The 20,365-nt window shown below is 46.8% G+C and carries 14 protein-coding genes; 12 read left to right on the top strand and 2 right to left on the bottom strand.

What is annotated here, in order from left to right:
• Positions 1 to 29: 29 nt before the first annotated feature.
• The 3 genes from JUB15_RS18870 (at position 30) to JUB15_RS18860 (ending at position 3,126) form a co-directional block, all read left to right on the top strand.
• A complete protein-coding gene (locus JUB15_RS18870) occupies positions 30 to 914 on the top strand; it encodes a DUF5017 domain-containing protein (RefSeq protein WP_207514082.1) in 885 nt (294 codons plus the stop codon).
• 213 nt (positions 915 to 1,127) lie between these two features.
• Positions 1,128 to 1,901, top strand: coding sequence for a phosphatidylinositol-specific phospholipase C/glycerophosphodiester phosphodiesterase family protein (locus JUB15_RS18865; protein WP_242696421.1), 774 nt, complete (start codon positions 1,128 to 1,130; stop codon positions 1,899 to 1,901).
• Between the two features lie 94 nt (positions 1,902 to 1,995).
• Positions 1,996 to 3,126, top strand: a complete 1,131-nt coding sequence (locus tag JUB15_RS18860) for an acyltransferase family protein (protein WP_207514081.1) — start codon at positions 1,996 to 1,998, stop codon at positions 3,124 to 3,126.
• A gap of 147 nt (positions 3,127 to 3,273) precedes the next feature.
• Here JUB15_RS18860 and JUB15_RS18855 read toward each other — a convergent pair whose 3' ends face one another.
• Both JUB15_RS18855 and JUB15_RS18850 read right to left on the bottom strand, forming a co-directional pair.
• Positions 3,274 to 4,866 carry an FAD-binding protein gene (locus JUB15_RS18855; protein WP_207514080.1) on the bottom strand — a complete coding sequence of 531 codons (1,593 nt, stop codon included), beginning with the start codon at positions 4,864 to 4,866 and terminating at the stop codon, positions 3,274 to 3,276.
• Positions 4,867 to 4,912: 46 nt separating this feature from the next.
• The gene (locus JUB15_RS18850; protein WP_207514078.1) at positions 4,913 to 5,275 is read right to left on the bottom strand and encodes a hypothetical protein; all 363 of its coding nucleotides are present in this window, start codon (positions 5,273 to 5,275) and stop codon (positions 4,913 to 4,915) included.
• Between the two features lie 319 nt (positions 5,276 to 5,594).
• Here JUB15_RS18850 and JUB15_RS18845 point away from each other — a divergent pair, with 319 nt between their 5' ends.
• From JUB15_RS18845 to JUB15_RS18805, 9 genes are all read left to right on the top strand, one after another.
• Positions 5,595 to 6,977, top strand: a complete 1,383-nt coding sequence (locus tag JUB15_RS18845) for a hypothetical protein (protein ID WP_207514077.1) — start codon at positions 5,595 to 5,597, stop codon at positions 6,975 to 6,977.
• Positions 6,978 to 7,291: 314 nt separating this feature from the next.
• Positions 7,292 to 8,113: an HAD-IIA family hydrolase gene (locus JUB15_RS18840; RefSeq protein ID WP_207514075.1), complete on the top strand. Its 822-nt coding sequence runs from the start codon at positions 7,292 to 7,294 to the stop codon at positions 8,111 to 8,113.
• A 384-nt stretch (positions 8,114 to 8,497) separates the two neighbouring features.
• Positions 8,498 to 9,433 (top strand): hypothetical protein, encoded by a 936-nt coding sequence (locus JUB15_RS18835; RefSeq protein WP_207514074.1) that lies wholly within the window; start codon positions 8,498 to 8,500, stop codon positions 9,431 to 9,433.
• 336 nt (positions 9,434 to 9,769) lie between these two features.
• A complete protein-coding gene (locus JUB15_RS18830) occupies positions 9,770 to 11,827 on the top strand; it encodes a chondroitinase-B domain-containing protein (protein WP_207514072.1) in 2,058 nt (685 codons plus the stop codon).
• 142 nt (positions 11,828 to 11,969) lie between these two features.
• Entirely contained in the window at positions 11,970 to 13,685 is a 1,716-nt protein-coding gene (locus JUB15_RS18825; protein WP_207514071.1) for a cellulase family glycosylhydrolase, read from the top strand.
• A 245-nt stretch (positions 13,686 to 13,930) separates the two neighbouring features.
• A complete protein-coding gene (locus JUB15_RS18820; RefSeq protein ID WP_207514069.1) occupies positions 13,931 to 14,701 on the top strand; it encodes a cupin domain-containing protein in 771 nt (256 codons plus the stop codon).
• A 184-nt stretch (positions 14,702 to 14,885) separates the two neighbouring features.
• Positions 14,886 to 16,241: a Gfo/Idh/MocA family protein gene (locus JUB15_RS18815; RefSeq protein ID WP_207514067.1), complete on the top strand. Its 1,356-nt coding sequence runs from the start codon at positions 14,886 to 14,888 to the stop codon at positions 16,239 to 16,241.
• Positions 16,242 to 16,268: 27 nt separating this feature from the next.
• Positions 16,269 to 17,324, top strand: a complete 1,056-nt coding sequence (locus JUB15_RS18810; protein WP_207514066.1) for a DUF6807 domain-containing protein — start codon at positions 16,269 to 16,271, stop codon at positions 17,322 to 17,324.
• A gap of 420 nt (positions 17,325 to 17,744) precedes the next feature.
• Positions 17,745 to 20,315, top strand: a complete 2,571-nt coding sequence (locus tag JUB15_RS18805) for a sensor histidine kinase (RefSeq protein ID WP_207514064.1) — start codon at positions 17,745 to 17,747, stop codon at positions 20,313 to 20,315.
• Positions 20,316 to 20,365: the final 50 nt, after the last annotated feature.

The raw sequence follows: 20,365 nt of genomic DNA, 5'->3' as shown, positions 1-20,365 counted from the left end.
CAAACCGGCTCATCTTTCAAAAAAACATCATGCAGAAAATATTCATCATAGCAATCAGCCTCCTATTGGGAGTGGCCTGCAATAAGAAAACGGTTGATGCAACAGGGTTTTCGGTCACTACAGACAAAGAAACATATAGCACCGTCGATACCGTGCGTTTCTCCTTCACCGGCAACCCCTGGTACCTGACTTTTTATTCCGGAGAACCCTATCATAAATATGAGTACAGCGAACGGGTCACAGCTGATGGTATTCCGCAGTTGCAATTCACATCGCAAATGACAACCGGCACGCAGACAAATACCCTGCGTCTGATGGTGTCGACGGATTTTTCAGGAGTGTATGACTCAACAAATATTTATGAGGCTACCTGGACAGATATTACTAACAAAGCTGTACTGGCGACCAATAATACGGCTACACCCTCAGGCACGATCGATCTTGCTCCATTTATTACCAGCGATCATCCGGTATACATTGCGTTTAAATATACCGGTGCTGCCGGTAGTGCCCAAAGGACGTGGACAATAAGATCAGTTAACCTGTCGAATGTGCTGGCCGATAATACTTCGTATGCGCTGCTGGCCATTAGTGAATCTACCGCTGGTTTTAAATCGGTAGCTATGAAAGCGCCTGGTGTTGCCTGGACGATCTCTACTTCCCAGTTGCAGATAAAAGGGGGTACTACTGCGGCCAGTGCAGAGGCAGAAGGCTGGGTTATTTCCAAGCCGTTGGTGCTGAACAAGGTTACGCCCGATACAGGTACGCCATTAAAGAATATGACCACTTTTATGCCGGGGTACAATTATATTTACGAAACCCCCGGCATTTATAAAGCAACCTTTGTAGCAGACAACATCAACAGGTATGATCACAAAGGAGATGTGCAGGAGTTAAATATAACCGTTCAATAAGTATTCAGTTATCAGTAACACCTATGAGCCCGCCAACTGGTGGGCTCATAATTTTTCGATGGGACATAGCCCGTTATAGGAACTACTATTAGCTAATAATTTCTTAAATATCAGAATGGCAATTGAAATGCTAATCTATTTATTTTGCAAACTTAAAGTTATTATGTTCGTACGTTGGAACTGACTAACCGGATAACCGAAAATTATAATATTTTGAACAAGCTATTATTTATAGTCGTTTTCCTCACAGGTACTGCTGCCCTTGCCCAACCATCTGTTTACACTACAGCCAATGCCCATTCGCATAATGATTATGAACAGCCGGTGCCTTTGAATGCAGCATACAATGAAAAATTCGGATCTATTGAAGCCGATATCTTCTGGCACAACGGTGAATTGCTGGTAGCCCATACCACCAGTGAACTGGTGCTGCACCGTACCCTGGAGGAGCTGTACCTGAAACCATTGCAGGCATATATCAAAAAGAACAAGGGCTATATTTATGCTGATACCAGCCGCCGACTGCAGTTCATGATCGACATAAAAACAGAGGCAGTCGCCACCCTGAATAAACTGGTGGAACTGCTGCAAAAATATCCTGCCATTACAAACTGCCCTTCCCTGCGAATTGCCATTAGCGGTAACCGCCCGGATGTGACTGCATACGCTTCTTATCCTTCCTTTATCTGGTTCGACGGGGAGTTGTATAAGGAATACCCGGCTGCAGCCCTGTCACGCATCGTTATGATGAGCGATAACCTGAAAAAATATACGCCATGGAATGGCAATGGCAATATACCAGCCGCGCAAAGAGATACCCTGCAACAACTGGTAAACCGGGCACATGCCCAGGGGAAAACGGTTCGGTTTTGGGCTGCGCCTGATAATCCCAATGCCTGGCGCCAGTTGATGAAGCTGCAAGTGGACTATATTAATACCGACAGTATCAAGGCATTGTCTGCATTCTTTGGAAAAGAAAAAAAGTAAAAGCCATGTCAGGGCTACAGAAATTTGCCTGTTCATTTGAAATGATTACTTTCGATGCGCCAGGTATTTACTGCTACGCTAACTAAGAACTGACATGCTACAACAAAAACGTTTCCTGGCCCTCGATGTGTTCCGGGGTATGACCATCTGCTTTATGATCATCGTCAATACGTCACCGGATGGAGATCATACCTTTGCACCCTTAATGCATGCGCAATGGCATGGGTTTACGCCTGCCGACCTTGTTTTTCCCTCATTCCTGTTTGCAGTAGGTAATGCCATGAGCTTCGTGATGCCCAAATGGGAGGCGGCTACCACGGCTTCAGTGCTGGCCAGGATCTTCAAACGCACCCTGCTCATTTTTATGCTGGGTTACCTGATGTATTGGTTTCCCTTTGTGCGGCCCGATAATACAACCGGCGGCTACTTTTTCCTGCCATTTGACAAAACACGCGTTTTTGGCGTTTTACAACGCATTGCGCTGGCCTATTGCTTTGCTTCTTTAATGATCTACTTTTTGAAGTTCCGCGCTGCTGTGATCATTACAGCTGCGATCGTCCTGCTCTACTGGCCCATATTGTATTTCTTTGGCGATGCCGCCGATCCTTTTTCATTACAGGGCAACGCCGTGCTGAAGCTCGATCTTTTACTGATCGGTCCCGGCCATTTATACCATGGCAACGGCGTGCCGTTTGATCCGGAAGGCTTCTTAAGTACATTTCCTGCCATTGGCAACGTGGTGGCGGGTTATTGGGTGGGAAAGTTCCTGCAGCAGAAAGGTGGTACGTACGAAGCGCTCACGAAACTGATGCTGGCTGGTTTTGCCTTACTGGTACTGGCGCATTTCTGGAATTATTCCTTCCCTGTCAATAAAAAACTCTGGACGAGCTCTTTTGTCGTACAAACGGTAGGACTGGATTGCCTGATCATTGCCGCCATTGTTTTTGTAGCCGATATTCAGCAAAAGACAGGTTGGACACCCTTCTTCCAGGTGTTCGGTAAAAATCCCCTATTCATTTATTTGCTATCGGAAGTACTGGTCATTCTATGGAATGTATTCCGCCTGCCATCCGGCATTACCGTATTCAGGTGGTTGTATGACAACCTCTTCATTTACCTGGTTACGCCGTATGTTGGTGCATTGGTGCAGGCAGTGCTGTATATGCTCCTTTGTTGGCTGGTGGGGTACTGGATGGATAAGAAGAGGATTTATGTGAAAGTGTAGGCAATTAGTTAATTTGATAATTTGATGATGTGATGATGTGATAATGTGACAATGTGATGATGTGATAATGTGATGATGGAAATACCCGCTGATAGCGAATCAGTGTATTCATTATCAAATTATCGAATTATCACATTATCACATCGGTCAAACGAGGCCTGTTCTTTCCATGAAATTGTTATTAAAAACCTTCTGCGTCACATCATCCAGCAATTTATGACGGGCGGTCAGCCATTTGTTCACGGCCGTATCGCCATACATCTGCCGAATGCGCGCTTCGGTCAGGTGGAAGTTGATCTTGCCCCAATGAAGCGTATAAGGAAGGCCAATTTCTTCGAACCGGTTCCAGACACTGGTAAAGAAACGGCGGCTGGTAGCAGCCTCAACACCATCCATTTCGAGTACGCAGCTCTTTTCAAATTTGGTAAAGCCAAGCGTGGCTTTGGTGCCTTTTACAAAGCGTAATGCCAGGGCTCCGGCAAAAGGAGTTTTGCTGTTGAGTTGAACGATCTCTTCAATGGCCCTGCTTGCATGGGCGCTGTCGATAGCAATGGCTGCACTGGCGGCTTTGCCGCGGAAACGGGTATTGGTAAAGGTTTCGCCGATAGTGCCTATCGCTTTTTCGTTGGCTGCAAACGCCAGGGGAAACAATTTGGTAACGAGCGGCGGCACCAGTTTTTGGGTAAGCTTTTTGCCGATAGCATCGAGAATGGTTTGTACAAGGCCCAGCAATTCATCACCGTATTGGAAATTACTATCCGGCAAAACCGGCCTGGGATAATCGGTGCGGTAAGGTGTTTTGTACATCACTTTCAGGAAAACGCCTTTGTCGGCATCATTGATGGCAAAACGATGTGGATTCACCAACACTTCGAAATGGTATAAACTACGGCCGGGGCTTTCGGGCGGGAAGGGGAGAAAATCATTCAGTGCATCGAAATTCCATTCGTTGATGGCCTGTTTCAGATTATCGTCGTATGGAATATTGGCCGATGTGTATTTTTCCAGCAGATAGATGGGTTCTGTTTCCAGTAATACGCCATGGATAAAACCAAAACTCCCAAAACTTACTACAGCCGCATTGAACAGATCATCATCACGGAATACTTCAGCGCCCAGCCAGTCAGTGAATGCAGGGGAGGCAACGGGGTAGGATGCCCGTTCGAGCCATACATGCCTGTTGGCGCCGGTTACTATATGTAAACCGACAATTGCGTCATGTACGGCGCCTGCCGACAGGCCCGCACCGTGGGTGCCGGTTGAAGTGGCGCCTGCAATGGTTTGTCCATTACTGGCCCCGGAAGCACGCAGGCAACGAAGCCAGCCATTTTCCTGTTCCAGTTCTTTGTTCATTTGCAAAATGCTCATGCCGCACTGGGAAAAGACCAGGTCCTGCGCTGTTTTACCGGTGGCGAGGTAGTCAGGTGATAAAAAGCTGTTGCCTACCGTAAAGAAGGTCCGCAGTTCCCGGGTATCTACCAGTCCGCCATTGCAAACACCAACATCGCTGAAGCTCCACCCGTTGCCCATGGCCCTTAGCCGGATATTATTATCAATGGCATGTTGAATGAGCCATTGAAAATTTTTGGTGGTAGCATGATAATTTTTTTCTGTTTCAGTAAAGGCAAAGGGCAGGCGCAGGTTAAAGCTGGCATCTTTTGTTAATGTCACGGTAAAGTTCTGGTGACCATTCTGCCAGTTGGTGATAGGAAGCGGTAAGATGCCTTCTGGAAATGCCATATGGTTAATGTTGTGATGATAGGTTGCATGCAATGTTAAAGTGTGCTCAATTTCCCAGACGGCCTGGTTGCAGGTTCGGCGGGGCGCAACACCAGGAGATTTTTTGTGGTATTACAATACCCAATGTAACAACAGCGAGCAATACATTACCGGGTGTAGATTTTACAACTACTTTATTCAGGTGATTGTACCGGTTATCACATTGGGGCCGGATGTCTTTCGATTGTTTCAAACCCCAGAAATAATGCCATACTGTAGTGTCTTTATTCACATTAGCTGCATCGGCGCAATCGTATTCCGTAATGATCTTGGTGCTGCTGCAACTGGTGAGTATGCAGGTTATTGCAGGCAGTATTGCAATAAAGAAAAATGATAGTGATCTCGTTAACGGTGCCCTGAAAAGCATCATATAGTTTGTTTAAAAGTGCGAGGGTAGGGGTGAGTGATAAGAATGAATAGCCAAATCTAAGGGATTGTAACGGTCATAACAATACCACAAAGGGGGTAACAACATTTAATGATCATTGTCAAAATGGTGAGTTGATCACAAAACAATATCAAACAGGATGTTATCCTTATGTGCAGAAATGTGTGAAAATTATGACAACAACTTTTGAATTTTTGTACCGTAAAATGCGTTTACTTTGATCTTACGGATTACTGCTCGTTAAAGGTAAAAGCTACGATTCTTAATCCAGGTCAACACAGCAACAATAAATACATTGGGTATGCAGACACTCTCCCCCCGTAAATACGTGCAGGCAAAAGCGCGCACGATGCCTGTGAGCAAATGTATGGTGAATAAAGATTGGGAAGAAAGCCAGATCGCCAATGTATCGGTAATGCGAAAACATCCGAACGGCAATGTAACAATAGGCTTGTACCGGGTTGACCTGCTTTGCCTCGGCGTAAAGGATACCGTGTTTTTTTTCAATACGCCGGAAGATGAGTTTTTTGAAGAATACAGTGAGCAGCTCGCTGATTTCAAGGAAATAGAGTATGCCCTCGCCCACAACATCATTTATGCCGGCCATGATTTTGCCCTGGAATTTGATATTCATCCGCACCACAATTTTGAAGTTACCCGCTTTATACTGGAAGAAGACGATCATGAAGTGCCTGTTATTGAAGTACCGGTAGGTACAGATGGATTGCCGCACCTCATCGTTGAAAAAGCCGGACAGTTTGCCGAAATTCTGGCTAAACTCAAACAATACGCCGGCGAAGGAAATTATTATTATACCGTAGAAGAAACAAACGCCCCGCCTCGTTTACGCGAAGAATCGGCCGATACAAATTTAATCATCGATAATATACCACCCGGAGAAGTAAGCCTTGGTAATGTGCAGAGCATCCGTTCGGATGATATGCTGAACACAGAAAAAGTGCAGCAGCGGTCGGTACTGGAGCAGATCACGATCCATGCGGAATTACTTACCCGCCTGTTACCACCTGAGATCAACACCTGTACACCGGCTGAAGAGCTCATGTGGCACGAGATGTGGGATGAAATAGGGCATGGCGCCGAAGCAACCAATAATGTGCTGGATGAACATTTTGATGAACACCTGGCTGTGGTAAAGCAGGCAGATGACCTGGCAGAGTTGTTAGACCGCAATAATGAGCAGCTGATGCACGCGTTCGAAAGCAAAATGATCGCACTGGCTAACCAGTTTGCTCATAACCCGCTGGCTTTACAAACGATCTATGAGCAGGGTGTACTGCTCGATCTGCATACATTATGTGACGTAGCTAAACGGCATGCGCTGAAAATGTACAAATACTTTCCGGTGCTGCATTTCAGCCTGGCGCTTGGCGCTTTGATCCAGCAGGAACCGGATCCTCGTTTTGAGAACATTTATGCGGTTACCGACATCCGTGAAGCAGTACCTGGTTATGAACAATATCATTCATCGGAAGTGATCAACTTCTGGCTCATCCGCCTTTGGATCTGCCTGGATCATAAAGATATCAAGCGGGCGGTGCAATACTATTATATGCTGGTCGATGCGAAAGCTTCCTGCTGGCTCTTGTTGCCGGTGCTGGAGAAATATGTTGAAGTATTATACCGGTACAATAAGGCCCTGAAGGATCTGGAGGGGAAGGGTTGATGGATTGACTAGTTGATAAGTTGACTGGTTGATAGCGTTAACTCGCACTCACCACTCACCATTCACCACTCACGATTTAATAATAGTTTAAACCAACCATTCAAATATTACCGCTATCTTTGTACCGCTTACAATAAGCGTAACAATTGCCCGTTATTATAACACTTGCCGTTTTGCAATCTGCACAATTCCCTTAGATAACTTCTTGCCAGTTCCTTGCCACCGATTTTTTTCTTGCCTGTGAGTGATTCTTTCAATAATGAATGCTTGTCCGTTCGCTTGCCCAATTTTTAAAAACATCAAAATGTAAACTTATGGCACAAAAGGGCTTTCTTATCGACATGGATGGCGTTATTTACAAAGGCAGTGAACCAATTCCCGGCGCTGTAGAGTTCATTAATTCATTACGCGAAAAAGGCTTTCCTTTTTTATTCCTGACGAATAACAGCCAGCGTACACCCCGCGATGTGTGCTACAAATTGCGCAAGCTGGGTTTTAATGTAAACGATGAAGATATTTTTACCTGTGCTATGGCAACGGCCCGTTACCTGGCTTCCCGTAAAGAGCACGGTACTGCATACGTTATTGGTGAAGGTGGGTTATTGACCGAGCTCCACAATGTTGGTTATTCCATTGTAGATGATCATCCAGATTATGTGATCATAGGCGAAGGGCGCACGATCATGCTGGAGTCGGTTGACAAGGCCATCAATATGATCATGAACGGATCAAAACTGATTGCTACCAACCTTGATCCCAATTGTCCCGTGGGCAGTGGAAAATACCGGGCCGGTTGCGGCGCATTTGTCGCCATGCTCGAATTTGCTACCGGTAAACAGGCTTTCAGTGTAGGTAAACCCAGTCCGGTAATGATGCGTATGGCGCGAAAGATATTACAATTATCAACCGATGAAACCATTATGATCGGTGATACCATGACCACAGATATCCTGGGCGCAGGATCAATGGGTTTCACTACGGTGCTAACACTGTCAGGCGTTACCAGGGAAACAGATCTCGATCAGTTTGGTTATGCACCCGACTTCATTATAAGATCGGTGAAAGACCTGCTCAATGAGGAGCTGTTTGCCCGGGTGCTCGACAAACAACATGAACCCGCTTTATTTGTGGCCTAGCCATATACTGTTTACCTGAGATGAGATCCAATTTCCAGTCATACTACATGTTTAAGAGAGCGTATCCCGCCGCTGAGGCGGGATTTTTTTTGTCTAAATCTATGGCTCTGAACGCCCTGGTAGGTCTTGTCCTGTCCTGAGGAAACCGAACCGGCCAGGAAGCGAAAAACCGGCATGGGCCGAACTCCTTATTTTCAGTTTTGCCGGATTGTTTTTTGGCTTTAAATTGCCGGCGGTTCCCGGTTCATTTGACGCAATTGCCGGGTACTTAACCCCACATAATAATACTAATCATTCATCCCTGAACTGTACAGTCGCCTGGATCGCCAGGCTTTAATTCAAATTGTGCCGATACCATCGGAGCAGTTGTACAACTGTACTAAAATGACAAAATATCTATTGGTTATAGTTCACCTGGTTTGTTTGCTGGCTGTGTTGCCTGGTTTTGGCCAGGAGAATGACTGGTTGGCCGGAACATGGAACGGCGTTTATTTTGGCGAGAAAAGCAAACTCACCAAAACTTTTGACACCCGCCTGCAGATCTCCCGGGTACATGGTTCGCAGTTTGAAGGGGTGGTACAGTGCATTCTGCCCTCTGATACAGCCGTACGGTTGCATACCCGCATCACCGGCAAGATCTACAAAGATCACATCATGACCAAACTAAAGGAAGTGGTGTATTTCAAAGATCCGCCGGGACAATATACCTGGGCCAAACATTGTCATTTATGCGACAGCATGAAATTATCTTTTGAAAAAGTGGGCGACAGCGTGGTGCTGCAGGGAGAAAGAAGATGCGATACACTGTGTAATATCGTTGCCCGCTATACAAAGGATGCAGGATTGCTGAAATATAAAGCTGCCTTCCTCTACGAACCTGATATATCGCCCCGCAGGCTTGCCACCAAAACCGCCGGTACCAGTTTTACATTTGTGAAACCTGTTTACAAAGATTCATTGGTGGGCCGTGATTTTTTCGCCGGCCGCGCAGTGGCGCCAGCAAACCGGTACCTCATCAATGCCGATTCGGCAGAGATCAGGTTTATGGATAATGGCATTGTTGATGGCGATACCATCAGTATATTTTATAATGGACAACTGATCGTTCCAAAACTGTACTTAAAAGAAAAACCGCATATCATTAAGGTGCCGCTGTTTCCCGGTTACCCAAACCGGCTGGTGATCTATGCCGAAAGCCTGGGTTCTTTTCCGCCTAATACCGCCCTGGTTCGAATTATATATGGTAAAAAAGAAGAAAGTTTCCTGCTCAGTTCCAGCATGTCGAAAAGCGGAAGTATTGAACTTATAAACAGTAAATAGTTTCCACCGGTATTTGCCTTGCTTCGTTTGCTAATTTAGGTTACTATTCGGCTAACCTTATGCGCGCTTTGAGTACAATTACTTAGTTACTTCACTGGTATTTTCTTTCATAACCATAAGCGTTCATTAAAACCTGTCACATGAGAAAAGGAAAACCAATCGGCGTATTCCGATACGCCAGCTACTAACGTTTAACATTATATTATTTTTGCCTTTCATGCCTGTTTTATCCCCCTATAGCCCCTCAAATATTTAACTCCTGTCATCAATCGGCCGGTCGCGACCCTGCCAGGGATCGTTGTGTGCCAGCTGATGACCTTAAAACAGTCAAAAATCATGAATGCCAGAATTTTACTCTTGCTTGTAATGCTGTATGCTGTACCAGCGGTACTGACTGCTGCTACCATTAACGTAAGTTCTTTACCGGCTTTGCAAACTGCTATCAATAATGCAGCGCCGGGTGATGTTATCATCCTGGCCAACGGCGTATACAGCGCCAGTACCGACATCACTATCAGTAAACAGGGCACTGCGGCTTTGCCCATCACCATTCAGGCGCAATCCATTGGCGGGGTTGAAATTGGTGGTACCAACGGTTTTAATATTGTAAGTCCGGCCAGGTATATAATTATAAAAGGTTTCAAATTCACACACAGCGCGTCGCAGGCTACCATGGCCAGCGGCACCAGCTTTTGCCGGTGGACCCGTAATATCTTTGAAACGCCGGGCGCCGGCGAGAACCTGTCGCTGAACGGCAATGATCACGAAGTAGATTACAACACCTTTCAACATAAGAATGCGTTGGGCCGCTTCATTACGGTACGTGGCACGGGCAGCCAGATCGCGCAACGTATCCATATCCATCACAACTATTTCTTCGATCAGCAACCTCAAACTGCTAATGGCGCTGAAACGCTGCAATTCGGTTTAAGCGGCTACAGTCTTTCTTCCAGCAACAGCATTATAGAACATAATCTGTTTGAAGCATGTGAAGGCGAGAATGAATTGATCTCCGTAAAAGCATCTGCAGTAACCATCAGGTATAATACCATTCGTAACTGCCCGGCACAATTTACGCTGCGGCATGGGAACTTTTGTAAGGTGTATGGTAACTACTTTATCAATACACCCGGCATCCGCATCTTTGGCGATGATCATGTGATATTCAGCAATCATTTTGAGAATTGTAATCCGGCCATCAATATTGGGAATGGAGATGGCGAAGTGGCCGATGGCGATGCATTAACAGTGCATGACCGGCCGGACCGCACGGTGATCGTTTTCAATACCCTCGTCAATAATACAGCCAACTACACACAAAGCGGACGTACGGGCGGGTTAGGGGCTACCAATACTACGTTTGCCAACAATATTATCCAGGGTGGGGGCGCCGCCGCTTCCATTGCTGGTCCCTATACCGGCGCAGTATGGTCGGGGAATATACTATACCAGACGAATGGCGCTGGCGCTATGCCTGCCAGCGGTTATACGTCCGTGAATCCGCTGCTTGCCCGCAATGCCACCGGTACTTTCCATTTGCAGCCGGGCAGCCCGGCAATAGGTACAGCAACCGGTACTTATCCTGCGGTTACCGTAGATATGGATGGACAAAGCCGTACCTCTCCACTCGATAAAGGCGCCGATGAAACCAGTTCGGCCCCGGTGATCGCGCAAATCCTCAGTACATCCATGGTTGGCCATAATGGCGCCGATCCGGCTACCTGCCTGCCTGTAATGGCCAGTGCCGATGATGGTAATGTACCCGGCAATGTGCTCGACAACGATTTCAATACCCGCTGGTCGGCTAACGGCGACGGGCAATGGATCCAGTTTTGTTTAAGCAGTGCGTCAACCGTGAGCGGCGTGCAGATCGCTTTCTATAATGGCACGGCTCGTACTTCTTCTTTCGATATCCTGGTAAGTACTGATGGGGTTACCTGGACAACTGCCGCCAGCAACCGCGTAAGCAGCGGCACCACCCTGAACCTGGAAACGTTTCCCATAACGGCTACCCCCGCAAAATATGTGCGCATTGTGGGGCATGGGAACAGCGTCAACGCCTGGAACAGTTATACCGAAGTACGCATTCAAAGCAGCGCGCTGCTGGCTGCCCGCGTGATAACGGAAACGCCTGTTGGCGCTTCCACACTCAACGGTTATCCAAATCCATTTCATACATCAAGCACTATAACCTGGTTTCTTGAAAAAGAAGGGCACGTTCAGTTGAGCGTCTATGACATCATGGGGCGACAGGTGGCCCTGTTGTTAAACGGGAATAGTAAGGCGGGCCATCATCGCGTGGTGTTTCATGCCCAAAAGCTGGGAGCAGGGGTGTATTGGATAAAGTTGATGGGTAATGGGAAAAGTATCACAAAAAAGATCGTAAAGGAGTGACTGGAATCACGATTCACGATTGACGATTCACGATTGTTGATTCACGATTGTCGATTGAGGATTGCCAATTGTCGTTGCCGATTGTCGGTTTCCCCCTTTAGGGGGCCAGGAGGTGTCATTGTTAACCTATAATATATATCCAATGAAAAAAGTTACATTCATTGCACTTTTAGGAATGTTGCGTTTACTGGTAGCGTCAGACGCCCAGGCGCAAACACCAGTGGCCAGGAACGGCCAGTTACGCGTGATCGGCACAAAATTGTGCAACCAGTATGGCAATCCCATTCAGTTGCGGGGCATGAGCACCCACGGTATCCAATGGTACGGCTGGGGAAGCTGTTTAACCGAAGCTTCGCTCGATGCGCTCGCTTATGACTGGGGTGCAGACGTACTGCGTATATCCCTGTATGTGCAGGAAGGCGGTTATGAAACCGATCCTGCCGGTTTTACCGCCCAGGTAAACAGGCTGATCGAAGAAGCTACCGAGCGTGGCATGTATGCCCTGGTCGACTGGCATCAGCTCACGCCGGGTGATCCCAACTACAACCTTTCGAGAGCGAAAACCTTCTTCTCGGCGATTGCCAACCAGCACAAGAACAAGAATAACATCATCTACGACATTTGTAATGAGCCAAACTCGGGCGCTACCTGGGCAAAGATCAAAACCTATGCAGACCAGATGATCCCGCACATCCGCGCTATTGATAACGATGCCGTGATCCTCGTAGGTACACATGGTTGGTCTACATTCGGCTTGTCCGGCGATGGTTCGCTGCAGGATGTATTGAACAATCCGCTGCAGTTTCCCAACGTGATGTACACCTTCCACTTCTATGCAAGGGATCATCGTACAGCGTATTTGAACCAGTTGAATGCCGCGTCTGACAGACTGCCTGTGTTTGTAACCGAGTTCGGTACCCAGGAAGCCAGTGGTGATGGCCTGAACGATTTCGCCATGGCGCAGCAGTTCATCGATCTTATGCGTAATAAAAAGATCAGCTGGACGAACTGGAATTACTCTGATGATTTCCGTTCAGGCGCCGTATGGCAATCCGGAACCTGTTCAAATGGTCCATGGACCACAGCCCGGCTGAAAGAAGCAGGCGCCTGGGTTCGCCAGCGTATGCTGAGCCCTGCCGATGATTTTCCCGGTGGTACTCCGGTGTGTGAACCGGTTACAGCCAGCGGTAATGATGGCAATGTACCCGCCAATGTGCTCGATAACAATCTTAATACCCGTTGGTCGGCCAGTGGTGATGGACAGTGGATCCAGTTCTGTTTAAACACTGCAACTACCGTATCAGGTGTTCAGATCGCTTTTTACCAGGGCAATATCCGTACATCAACTTTCGACATACAAACCAGCACCGATGGACTGAGCTATGTAATTGCGGCAACCGGCCTGCAAAGCAGCGGCGCTACACTCAATCTCGAGACATTTAACTTCTCACCCAGAACGGCCAAATACGTTCGCATTATAGGACACGGCAACAGCATCAATGCCTGGAACAGTTATACAGAAGTGAAGATACTGACGGGTACAGTGACCGTTCAGCTGTTAAAGAATGATCCCGCCCACCGGTCAACCACACCGGCAGCTGCAGGTGTAACGCTGCAGACCTATCCCAATCCATTCAAACAGACCAATACCATCGTTTTCACTATGGATCAACCGGGCCATGTTTACCTGTCGGTATTCGATCTTACCGGCAAAGAAGTGGCTGTGCTGGTCAACGGTCAGTTATCGGCCGGCAGCCACCGGGCCGTTTTCAAGCCGCGCCGCCTGCCAGCTGGTTTATACATGCTCAAAATGATTAATAAAGGAAAGATCATCAGCTCAAAACTGGTTAAAGAATAGGCATAGGAGATGCTGTCATGGCTTACAGTAGACTGATGAAGACCCGGCAGGGTGTTAAGCTTCCTTAAAAAGAACAGGCTGGTGAAGTGTAAGAGAACCGTCTGCTCCGGTCCCGGCCGGGGGGACGGTTCCTTTTTTCCCGACTTTTACCGGGATCTCGCAATACTTCCACAATCCGCACCCGGTTATTTTCGTTATACATTGGCAAACCGTGACTTATAACAAATCAATGTTATATTTACGACATGAAACCTATCTTTCTGACCATTACTGCTTTAGCTTGTTTTTTGGCGCAGGCGCAGCAGGGATCAATAACCTCGAAAGTATTTGCCTGGAACGACCTGATCGTTGAAAAGGATTCCAGCACTTATTTTATGAAAGTGGCCAACGGCCCTACTGCTACATTGTCTAATCTGAACATAAGGGTAATAGAGCTCGATCCCGGCAAAACGCACCATTCATCGCTGGCGTATGTAGACGCAGAAGAACTCATCATTGTAAAAGAAGGCAACCTGAAAGTGACCGTAAAAGGCAATTCCACCATCATTGGACCGGGTGGGGTAGCGCTGATTATGCCGGGTGATGACCATAGTTTTGAAAATACCGGCAAGGCGCTCGCCGTATATTATGTGTTGCGGTTCAATACCCACACGCCCAAATATATCGAACGGGGTAACCAGGCGGGCGGCTCATTTGTCGGTGACTGGGAGAACTGGTCGGTTCAGGAAAATGAAAAAGGGGAAAGAAGAGGTGTGTTCGATCGCTTTACCGCGCTTTTCATGAAAATGGAAATGCATGTAACTTCACTGAATGCGGGACTCGTAAGCCATAGCCCGCATAAACATCCGCAGGAAGAGATCATCCTGGTAAGAAAAGGAGATGCGCTGGTGCTGCTGGGTGATACCACCCGGGCCGCTGGTGCAGGCGATCTCATCTTCTTTGCATCAGGAACCTTGCATTCGATCAAGAATGCAGGCGCCGGGCCACTGGAGTATTTTGCCTTGCAATTTCAGTAACCCTCACCCGGTTCGTGATGGGATGATACCGGCCAATAAAAGGTTGCATCGACCTTTATTTTTTGTATTAAACTATACTACCCAACTACTAATAAATTTATGCTATTCGCTTTTTAATGCTGAAATTGGTATTGTTCTCCTTAATTTTAAGGCTACTCAATCAACCAATTTTAATAATGCCGATATGAAAAATTCTCGTCGCCGGTTTATTCAGCAAACCACTATGGCCGGAGCCAGTCTCTTAGCTGCAAAGGCCGGATTCACTGCAACAAGTTATAGAAGGATCATCGGAGCAAACGACCGGGTACGGGTAGGTGTAGTCGGTTTCTCTGACCGTCATCGCGCTTCTCACATGCCTTGCTTCATGAACCATTACAAGGAATTGAACTTCGATATTGTTGCCGTATCAGACATCTGGAAAAAAAGAAGGGAAGAAGGCGCTGCCCAATGGAAAGAAAAAATGGGCCACGATATAGTCGCCTGTCGCAATAACGAAGAACTATACAGCAAAAAACTGGTAGATGCCGTGTTCATCAGTACGGCCGATTTTCAACATGCCCTGCACGCCATAGAAGCCGTTAAGGCCGGTTGTGATGCCTATGTTGAAAAGCCGTTTGCCGAAACTATGGAAGATAACCGCGCGGCCCTGAAAGCCATCAAGGCTACGGACCGCATCGTGCAGATCGGTTCACAACGCAGAAGCGGCGCCAATTACCATGCCGCCAATGAGTTTATAAAATCCGGCAAGTTCGGCCCCATTACCATGGTTGAGCTTACCTGGAACGTAAACCAGCCCGGACGCTGGCGCCGGCCTGAATTATTGAAAGAGATAAAAGAAGAAGACACCGACTGGAAACGCTATTTGATGAACCGCCCGTTTGAGAAGTTCGATCCCCGTAAATATCTTGAGTATCGCCTCTTCTGGCCCTATTCATCCGGGTTGCCCGGTCAATGGATGAGCCACCAGATCGATACCGTGCATTGGTTCAGTGGTCTGGCCCATCCGCGCAGTGTTGTGGCCAACGGTGGTATTTATGTGTGGAAAGATGGCAGACGCAACTGGGATACCATTACCGCTGTGTTTGATTACGGTCCGTTAAATGATCCTTCAACCGGCTTCCAGGTAACGTTTGGCAGCCGTATGCACAATGGTGATGAACGTCCGTCGGAAGTATATTTCTCCAATGGCGGTGAGCTCAACCTCATCACCAACACCGTGTCACCCAAAGGTGGCTTGACAAAGAGATTTGCCGAGGCCATGGGTATGCAGGCCAACCTGCTGCCTGAGCAAAGCCTGGCAAAGGAAGAAGCAGTTGTTGCCAGCGCCAATACCGGTGGTGATAAACTAACCAGCAACCATGTGCGTAACTGGATGGAATGCATCCGCAGCCGCAAGCAGCCGAATGCACCGGTAGAAGCGGGTTACAACCATTCTATTGCCTGTATCATGACCACTGCAGCAGCGCATACCGGGTTAAAGGCAACGTTCGATGAAAAAACACAGGAAGTAATGGTAGGCGGTAAACCGTTCAAATATTAATTGTTTTTAAACCATTGTATAACCTATATGAAGAAAGTCTTTCTTTGGGCAATTGGTTCCTGTTTTGTTTCTGCCGGTTTCGCTCAGAAAAAAGAGACCGTAAAACTGGTGCAGGAAAAAGACAAGAATACCATTAACGTAATGATCGGGTCAAAACTTTTCACCAGTTTCATTTACCCCGATACATTGGCCAAGCCGGTGTTGTATCCCATTTTTTCGGGCAATGGCGCCATGCTCACCCGGGGTTATCCCATTTACACGCTGCCCGGTGATCCTACCGATCACCCGCATCACCTCGGACTGTGGCTTAATTTTGAAAATGTGAACGGGCTCGATTTCTGGAATAATTCTTTCGCCATTCCGGATAATAAAAAGTCGATGTACGGAAGCATTAAGACCGATCGCATCATTAAAAAAGAGGACGGCGCTAAAGGTGTGCTGGCCTATCATGCCAACTGGGTAGATTCCAAAAACAATGTGTTGCTCGAAGAAACCACCCAATATGAATTCAGTGGCACCGAGAACCAGCGCATTGTAGACCGTATCACCGTATTGACAGCCAATACCGATGTGCTGTTCACCGATGCCAAGGATGGGTTGCTCGGCCTGCGCGTTGCCCATGAACTGCAGATCTCGGCCAAGGAAGACAAGTTGTTTAAAGATGATAAAGGCAATGTAACCGTGGTTAAAGGCAACACCGATGCCGTTGCCACGGGTAATTATATAACCAGTGCCGGCAAAGAAGGCGACAGTGCCTGGAGCACAAGGGCGCACTGGTGTAAGATGTTTGGCAAAATGAAGAACGATTCTATCAGTATTGCCATCATCGATCACCCCAGCAACATCAATTATCCCACCTTCTGGCATGCAAGAGGTTATGGATTATTCGCGGCCAACCCGTTGGGCGAAAAAATATTTACCAAGGGTAAATCAGCTAAGAACCTGCAATTGAAAAAAGGTGAGCGCGTGCGTTTTGTGTATCGTGTAGTCTTTGACCAGGGACCGGTAACTCTTTCAGCCGGCCGGTTGAACCAGCTGGCCGATGAATTTGCGAAAAGCAAAATAAAAGATATAGTGAAGTAACAGATCACCGCATATCAGCAATAAAGCATCAGGCGTGGCACTTATAAAACGTGCCGCGCTTTTTTTATATGCTGTTCTTTAACAAACATTTACCGACAAAATGATCGGGGTCACGAAACATTGCCAAACCGCCTGTAAGCAATACAAAACCCTTGGCAGGGCACAATTATTTCTTCATCCATATTAGATAAAATAGTAAATTTATCCGTTACCAGTGTTTCATAATTTATATCTGCTTTTTTAAATAATCCTGCGTATCCCGTGTGCCTGCATGCAGAAGCATGCGCCAACCTGTTCCTACAATCGCCTGCCATGAGGCTTGTACCTGATGATCTATAATACATAATTAATTAAACTGACTTTTTGTTGCCGTCCCATCAGCGGGGATGACACAAAACCAAAGTTGGTAAAAAGGGTGATATGCGAGTACATTCCAAATCCCAACGGAGTAAGTTTTCTGCGATGAGTAACCCAAACAATCCCGTTTGCAATGCTGTTTTCAATTCACTCGATGTTGGCGTATTGGTGGTAGACAGCGACGGCTTTTTTATTGATATGAACGAAACGTATTGCCGCATGATCGGCTACGAACGCCAGGAATTGATCGGCAGGCATTTTTTATCGGTGGTGCCCGAACAACAACGCGATTTTACTTTGTATACGTTTAACGAGGCGATGGCGTCGCCTGTTCCAAAACAAACAATAGGCGAATTTCATGTACAACGAAAAGACGGGCACATCTTCGGGGTTTATTGCAAACTGAACGTCGTTATCGAACCGGATCACCGGTACATGATCGCTTCCATAACAGATAATACAGAAACCAATAACTACAAACAGCTATTGGAGGAAACCGAGCTGGCAGCTGGTATCGGCGGCTGGCTGCTCGATGTACAATCCAATCACCTGTCGTGCACGGAAGGCATGTACAAGCTGATGGGCATTCAAAAGTATACCACCATCAGCTGGGAACATATACTTTCCTTTGTTGGAAAAGAGGCTTACATGCAATTTAAATCGGCTGTACAGGAAGCCATTGATAAAGGCATTGCATTTAATCTCGAGCTCGACTGCAATGAATGCGAAAGGGAAGTAAAATGGATCCGGGCCATCGGCCGGCCTAAACAGATCTTCAATAAGACCATTCAGTTGTTCGGCACTTTCCAGGATATTACCCAGCATAAACAGGCCGAGGAAATGATCTATACAGGCCAAACCAAATACCGGGCCATTGCAAATAGCAGCCTCTATGCATTTATTTTGGGTAAACCAGATGGTACTATTCTGGAAGTGAATAATAAAGCCTGTGAAATGTTTGGGTACACCCAGGAGGAGTTTAGAAAATTGAGAAGGGAGGATTGTGTGCTTCAAACGGATGAATTTCTGAAACTGATGGAAGAGCGTAATAAAAAAGGGTATGTGCAGGGCGAACAGATCAGCATTAAAAAGAACGGTGAATATTTTCCCAGTGAATTCTCATCGGTTTGTTTTACAGATCTGAATGGCGAGGAGCGCATGAGCACGATCCTTCGGGATATATCTGCCAAGAAAAAAGTAGAGGAAGAGCTGCAAAAGCTTTCCCATATTGCCAGTGAAACATTAAGCCCGATCCTCATCACCGATGTTGAGAGAAGGATCCAGTGGGTAAATGCAGCCTTTACCCGGGTGACTGAGTACACCTTGGAAGAAGCTGTGGGCAAACGGCCCGAAGACTTTTTATATGGTGAAGAAACCAATGTCGACACTATCAAAGAACTGCTCGAAAACAGAACGGCCGCCCGCATTTTTGATACGGAAATACTGGTGTATACCAAATCGGGGCGAAAAGTATGGATCACATTGCAGGCGCAGCCGCAGTTCGATAAAAATGGTAAACTCAACGGTTATTTTGCCATTGGCATAGACAGTACTGAACGCAAAATCTCAAAGGAACAGGTCAAATATAACCAGCGATTGCTGGAACAGGCCGAGCGTATAGCCAGCCTCGGCAGTTGGGAAAGCGATCTCAAGACCGGCACTATGTTCTGGTCAGACGAATTGTACCGCATTTTCGGCTATGAGTATGATCCCGAATTACCGGCCAAAAAAATGGATATGAGTATTGTTCATCCTGATGACAGGGAATTTGTAGGGGCACGCATAAAGGATACAGTCGACGGCAAGGGCGATTTTGATATTGAGCACCGGATCGTTCGCCCGGATGGAGAGGTCCGTATCATTCATTCGCAGGGGCAGTTGGTCAAAAATCATTTAGGCGAACCGGAGAAACTGATCGGTGTCGTACATGATATTACCAATCAGAAACACGCAGAAGAACAATTAAGGCAACAGGAGGCCAGGCTGGCGGAAGAGAAAGTGAATCACCAGCGGCAGATTGCCCGTAACACGATCAATACGCAGGAAAAGGAACGTTCTGAAATAGGAAAGGAATTGCATGATAACGTAAACCAGATCCTGGCTTCAGCGAAACTTTTTCTGTCGTCGCCCTTCCTGGAAACGGAAGAAGAACGCGAAAAGTTTACCAACAAAGCGGCGGAACATATTCATATGGCCATCGAAGAGATCCGCAAGCTGTCAAAATCACTGGTGTCGCCCAGTACTGAGGACCTGGGCATTATTGAAACCATTAATGATATGATCGGCGATATCCGGTGGGCGCAGAAAATAGAGGTAAGCTTCAATCATGCCGGCTTCGATGAATCGAAACTGGATTATGGCTTAAAGCTGACCATTTACCGGATGGTGCAGGAACAGATCAATAATATTCTGAAATATGCCGAGGCCACTAAAATAGGTATCAGTATAAAAGAACAAAATAAAAAACTTATTCTCACGATCGTCGACAATGGAAAAGGGTTTGACCTGAATGCCAAACGCAAGGGCATTGGGTTGAATAACATTATCAACCGCGCCGATGTGTTCAATGGAAAAGTTGACATTGAGACCGCTCCGGGGCAGGGTTGTATGGTAAGGGTGGTCTTTGATAAATAAGTTCACAGTTTGCGGTTTACTTATACTTTGTATCAAACTTTAACCTAAAA

The sequence above is a fragment of the Longitalea luteola genome (assembly GCF_017356035.1).
Taxonomy (GTDB): domain Bacteria; phylum Bacteroidota; class Bacteroidia; order Chitinophagales; family Chitinophagaceae; genus Niastella; species Niastella luteola.
This window is presented reverse-complemented; position numbering and strand designations above follow the sequence as displayed.

Bases quoted from the DNA above. Each gene is read 5' to 3' on its own strand.
- JUB15_RS18820 (WP_207514069.1), top strand. From the start codon at position 13,931: ATGAAACCTATCTTTCTGACCATTACTGCTTTAGCTTGTTTTTTGGCG.
- JUB15_RS18810 (WP_207514066.1), top strand. From the start codon at position 16,269: ATGAAGAAAGTCTTTCTTTGGGCAATTGGTTCCTGTTTTGTTTCTGCC.
- JUB15_RS18830 (WP_207514072.1), top strand. From the start codon at position 9,770: ATGAATGCCAGAATTTTACTCTTGCTTGTAATGCTGTATGCTGTACCA.
- JUB15_RS18840 (WP_207514075.1), top strand. From the start codon at position 7,292: ATGGCACAAAAGGGCTTTCTTATCGACATGGATGGCGTTATTTACAAA.
- JUB15_RS18855 (WP_207514080.1), bottom strand. From the start codon at position 4,866: ATGGCATTTCCAGAAGGCATCTTACCGCTTCCTATCACCAACTGGCAG.
- JUB15_RS18815 (WP_207514067.1), top strand. From the start codon at position 14,886: ATGAAAAATTCTCGTCGCCGGTTTATTCAGCAAACCACTATGGCCGGA.
- JUB15_RS18825 (WP_207514071.1), top strand. From the start codon at position 11,970: ATGAAAAAAGTTACATTCATTGCACTTTTAGGAATGTTGCGTTTACTG.
- JUB15_RS18805 (WP_207514064.1), top strand. From the start codon at position 17,745: ATGCGAGTACATTCCAAATCCCAACGGAGTAAGTTTTCTGCGATGAGT.
- JUB15_RS18845 (WP_207514077.1), top strand. From the start codon at position 5,595: ATGCAGACACTCTCCCCCCGTAAATACGTGCAGGCAAAAGCGCGCACG.
- JUB15_RS18870 (WP_207514082.1), top strand. From the start codon at position 30: ATGCAGAAAATATTCATCATAGCAATCAGCCTCCTATTGGGAGTGGCC.
- JUB15_RS18860 (WP_207514081.1), top strand. From the start codon at position 1,996: ATGCTACAACAAAAACGTTTCCTGGCCCTCGATGTGTTCCGGGGTATG.
- JUB15_RS18835 (WP_207514074.1), top strand. From the start codon at position 8,498: ATGACAAAATATCTATTGGTTATAGTTCACCTGGTTTGTTTGCTGGCT.
- JUB15_RS18850 (WP_207514078.1), bottom strand. From the start codon at position 5,275: ATGATGCTTTTCAGGGCACCGTTAACGAGATCACTATCATTTTTCTTT.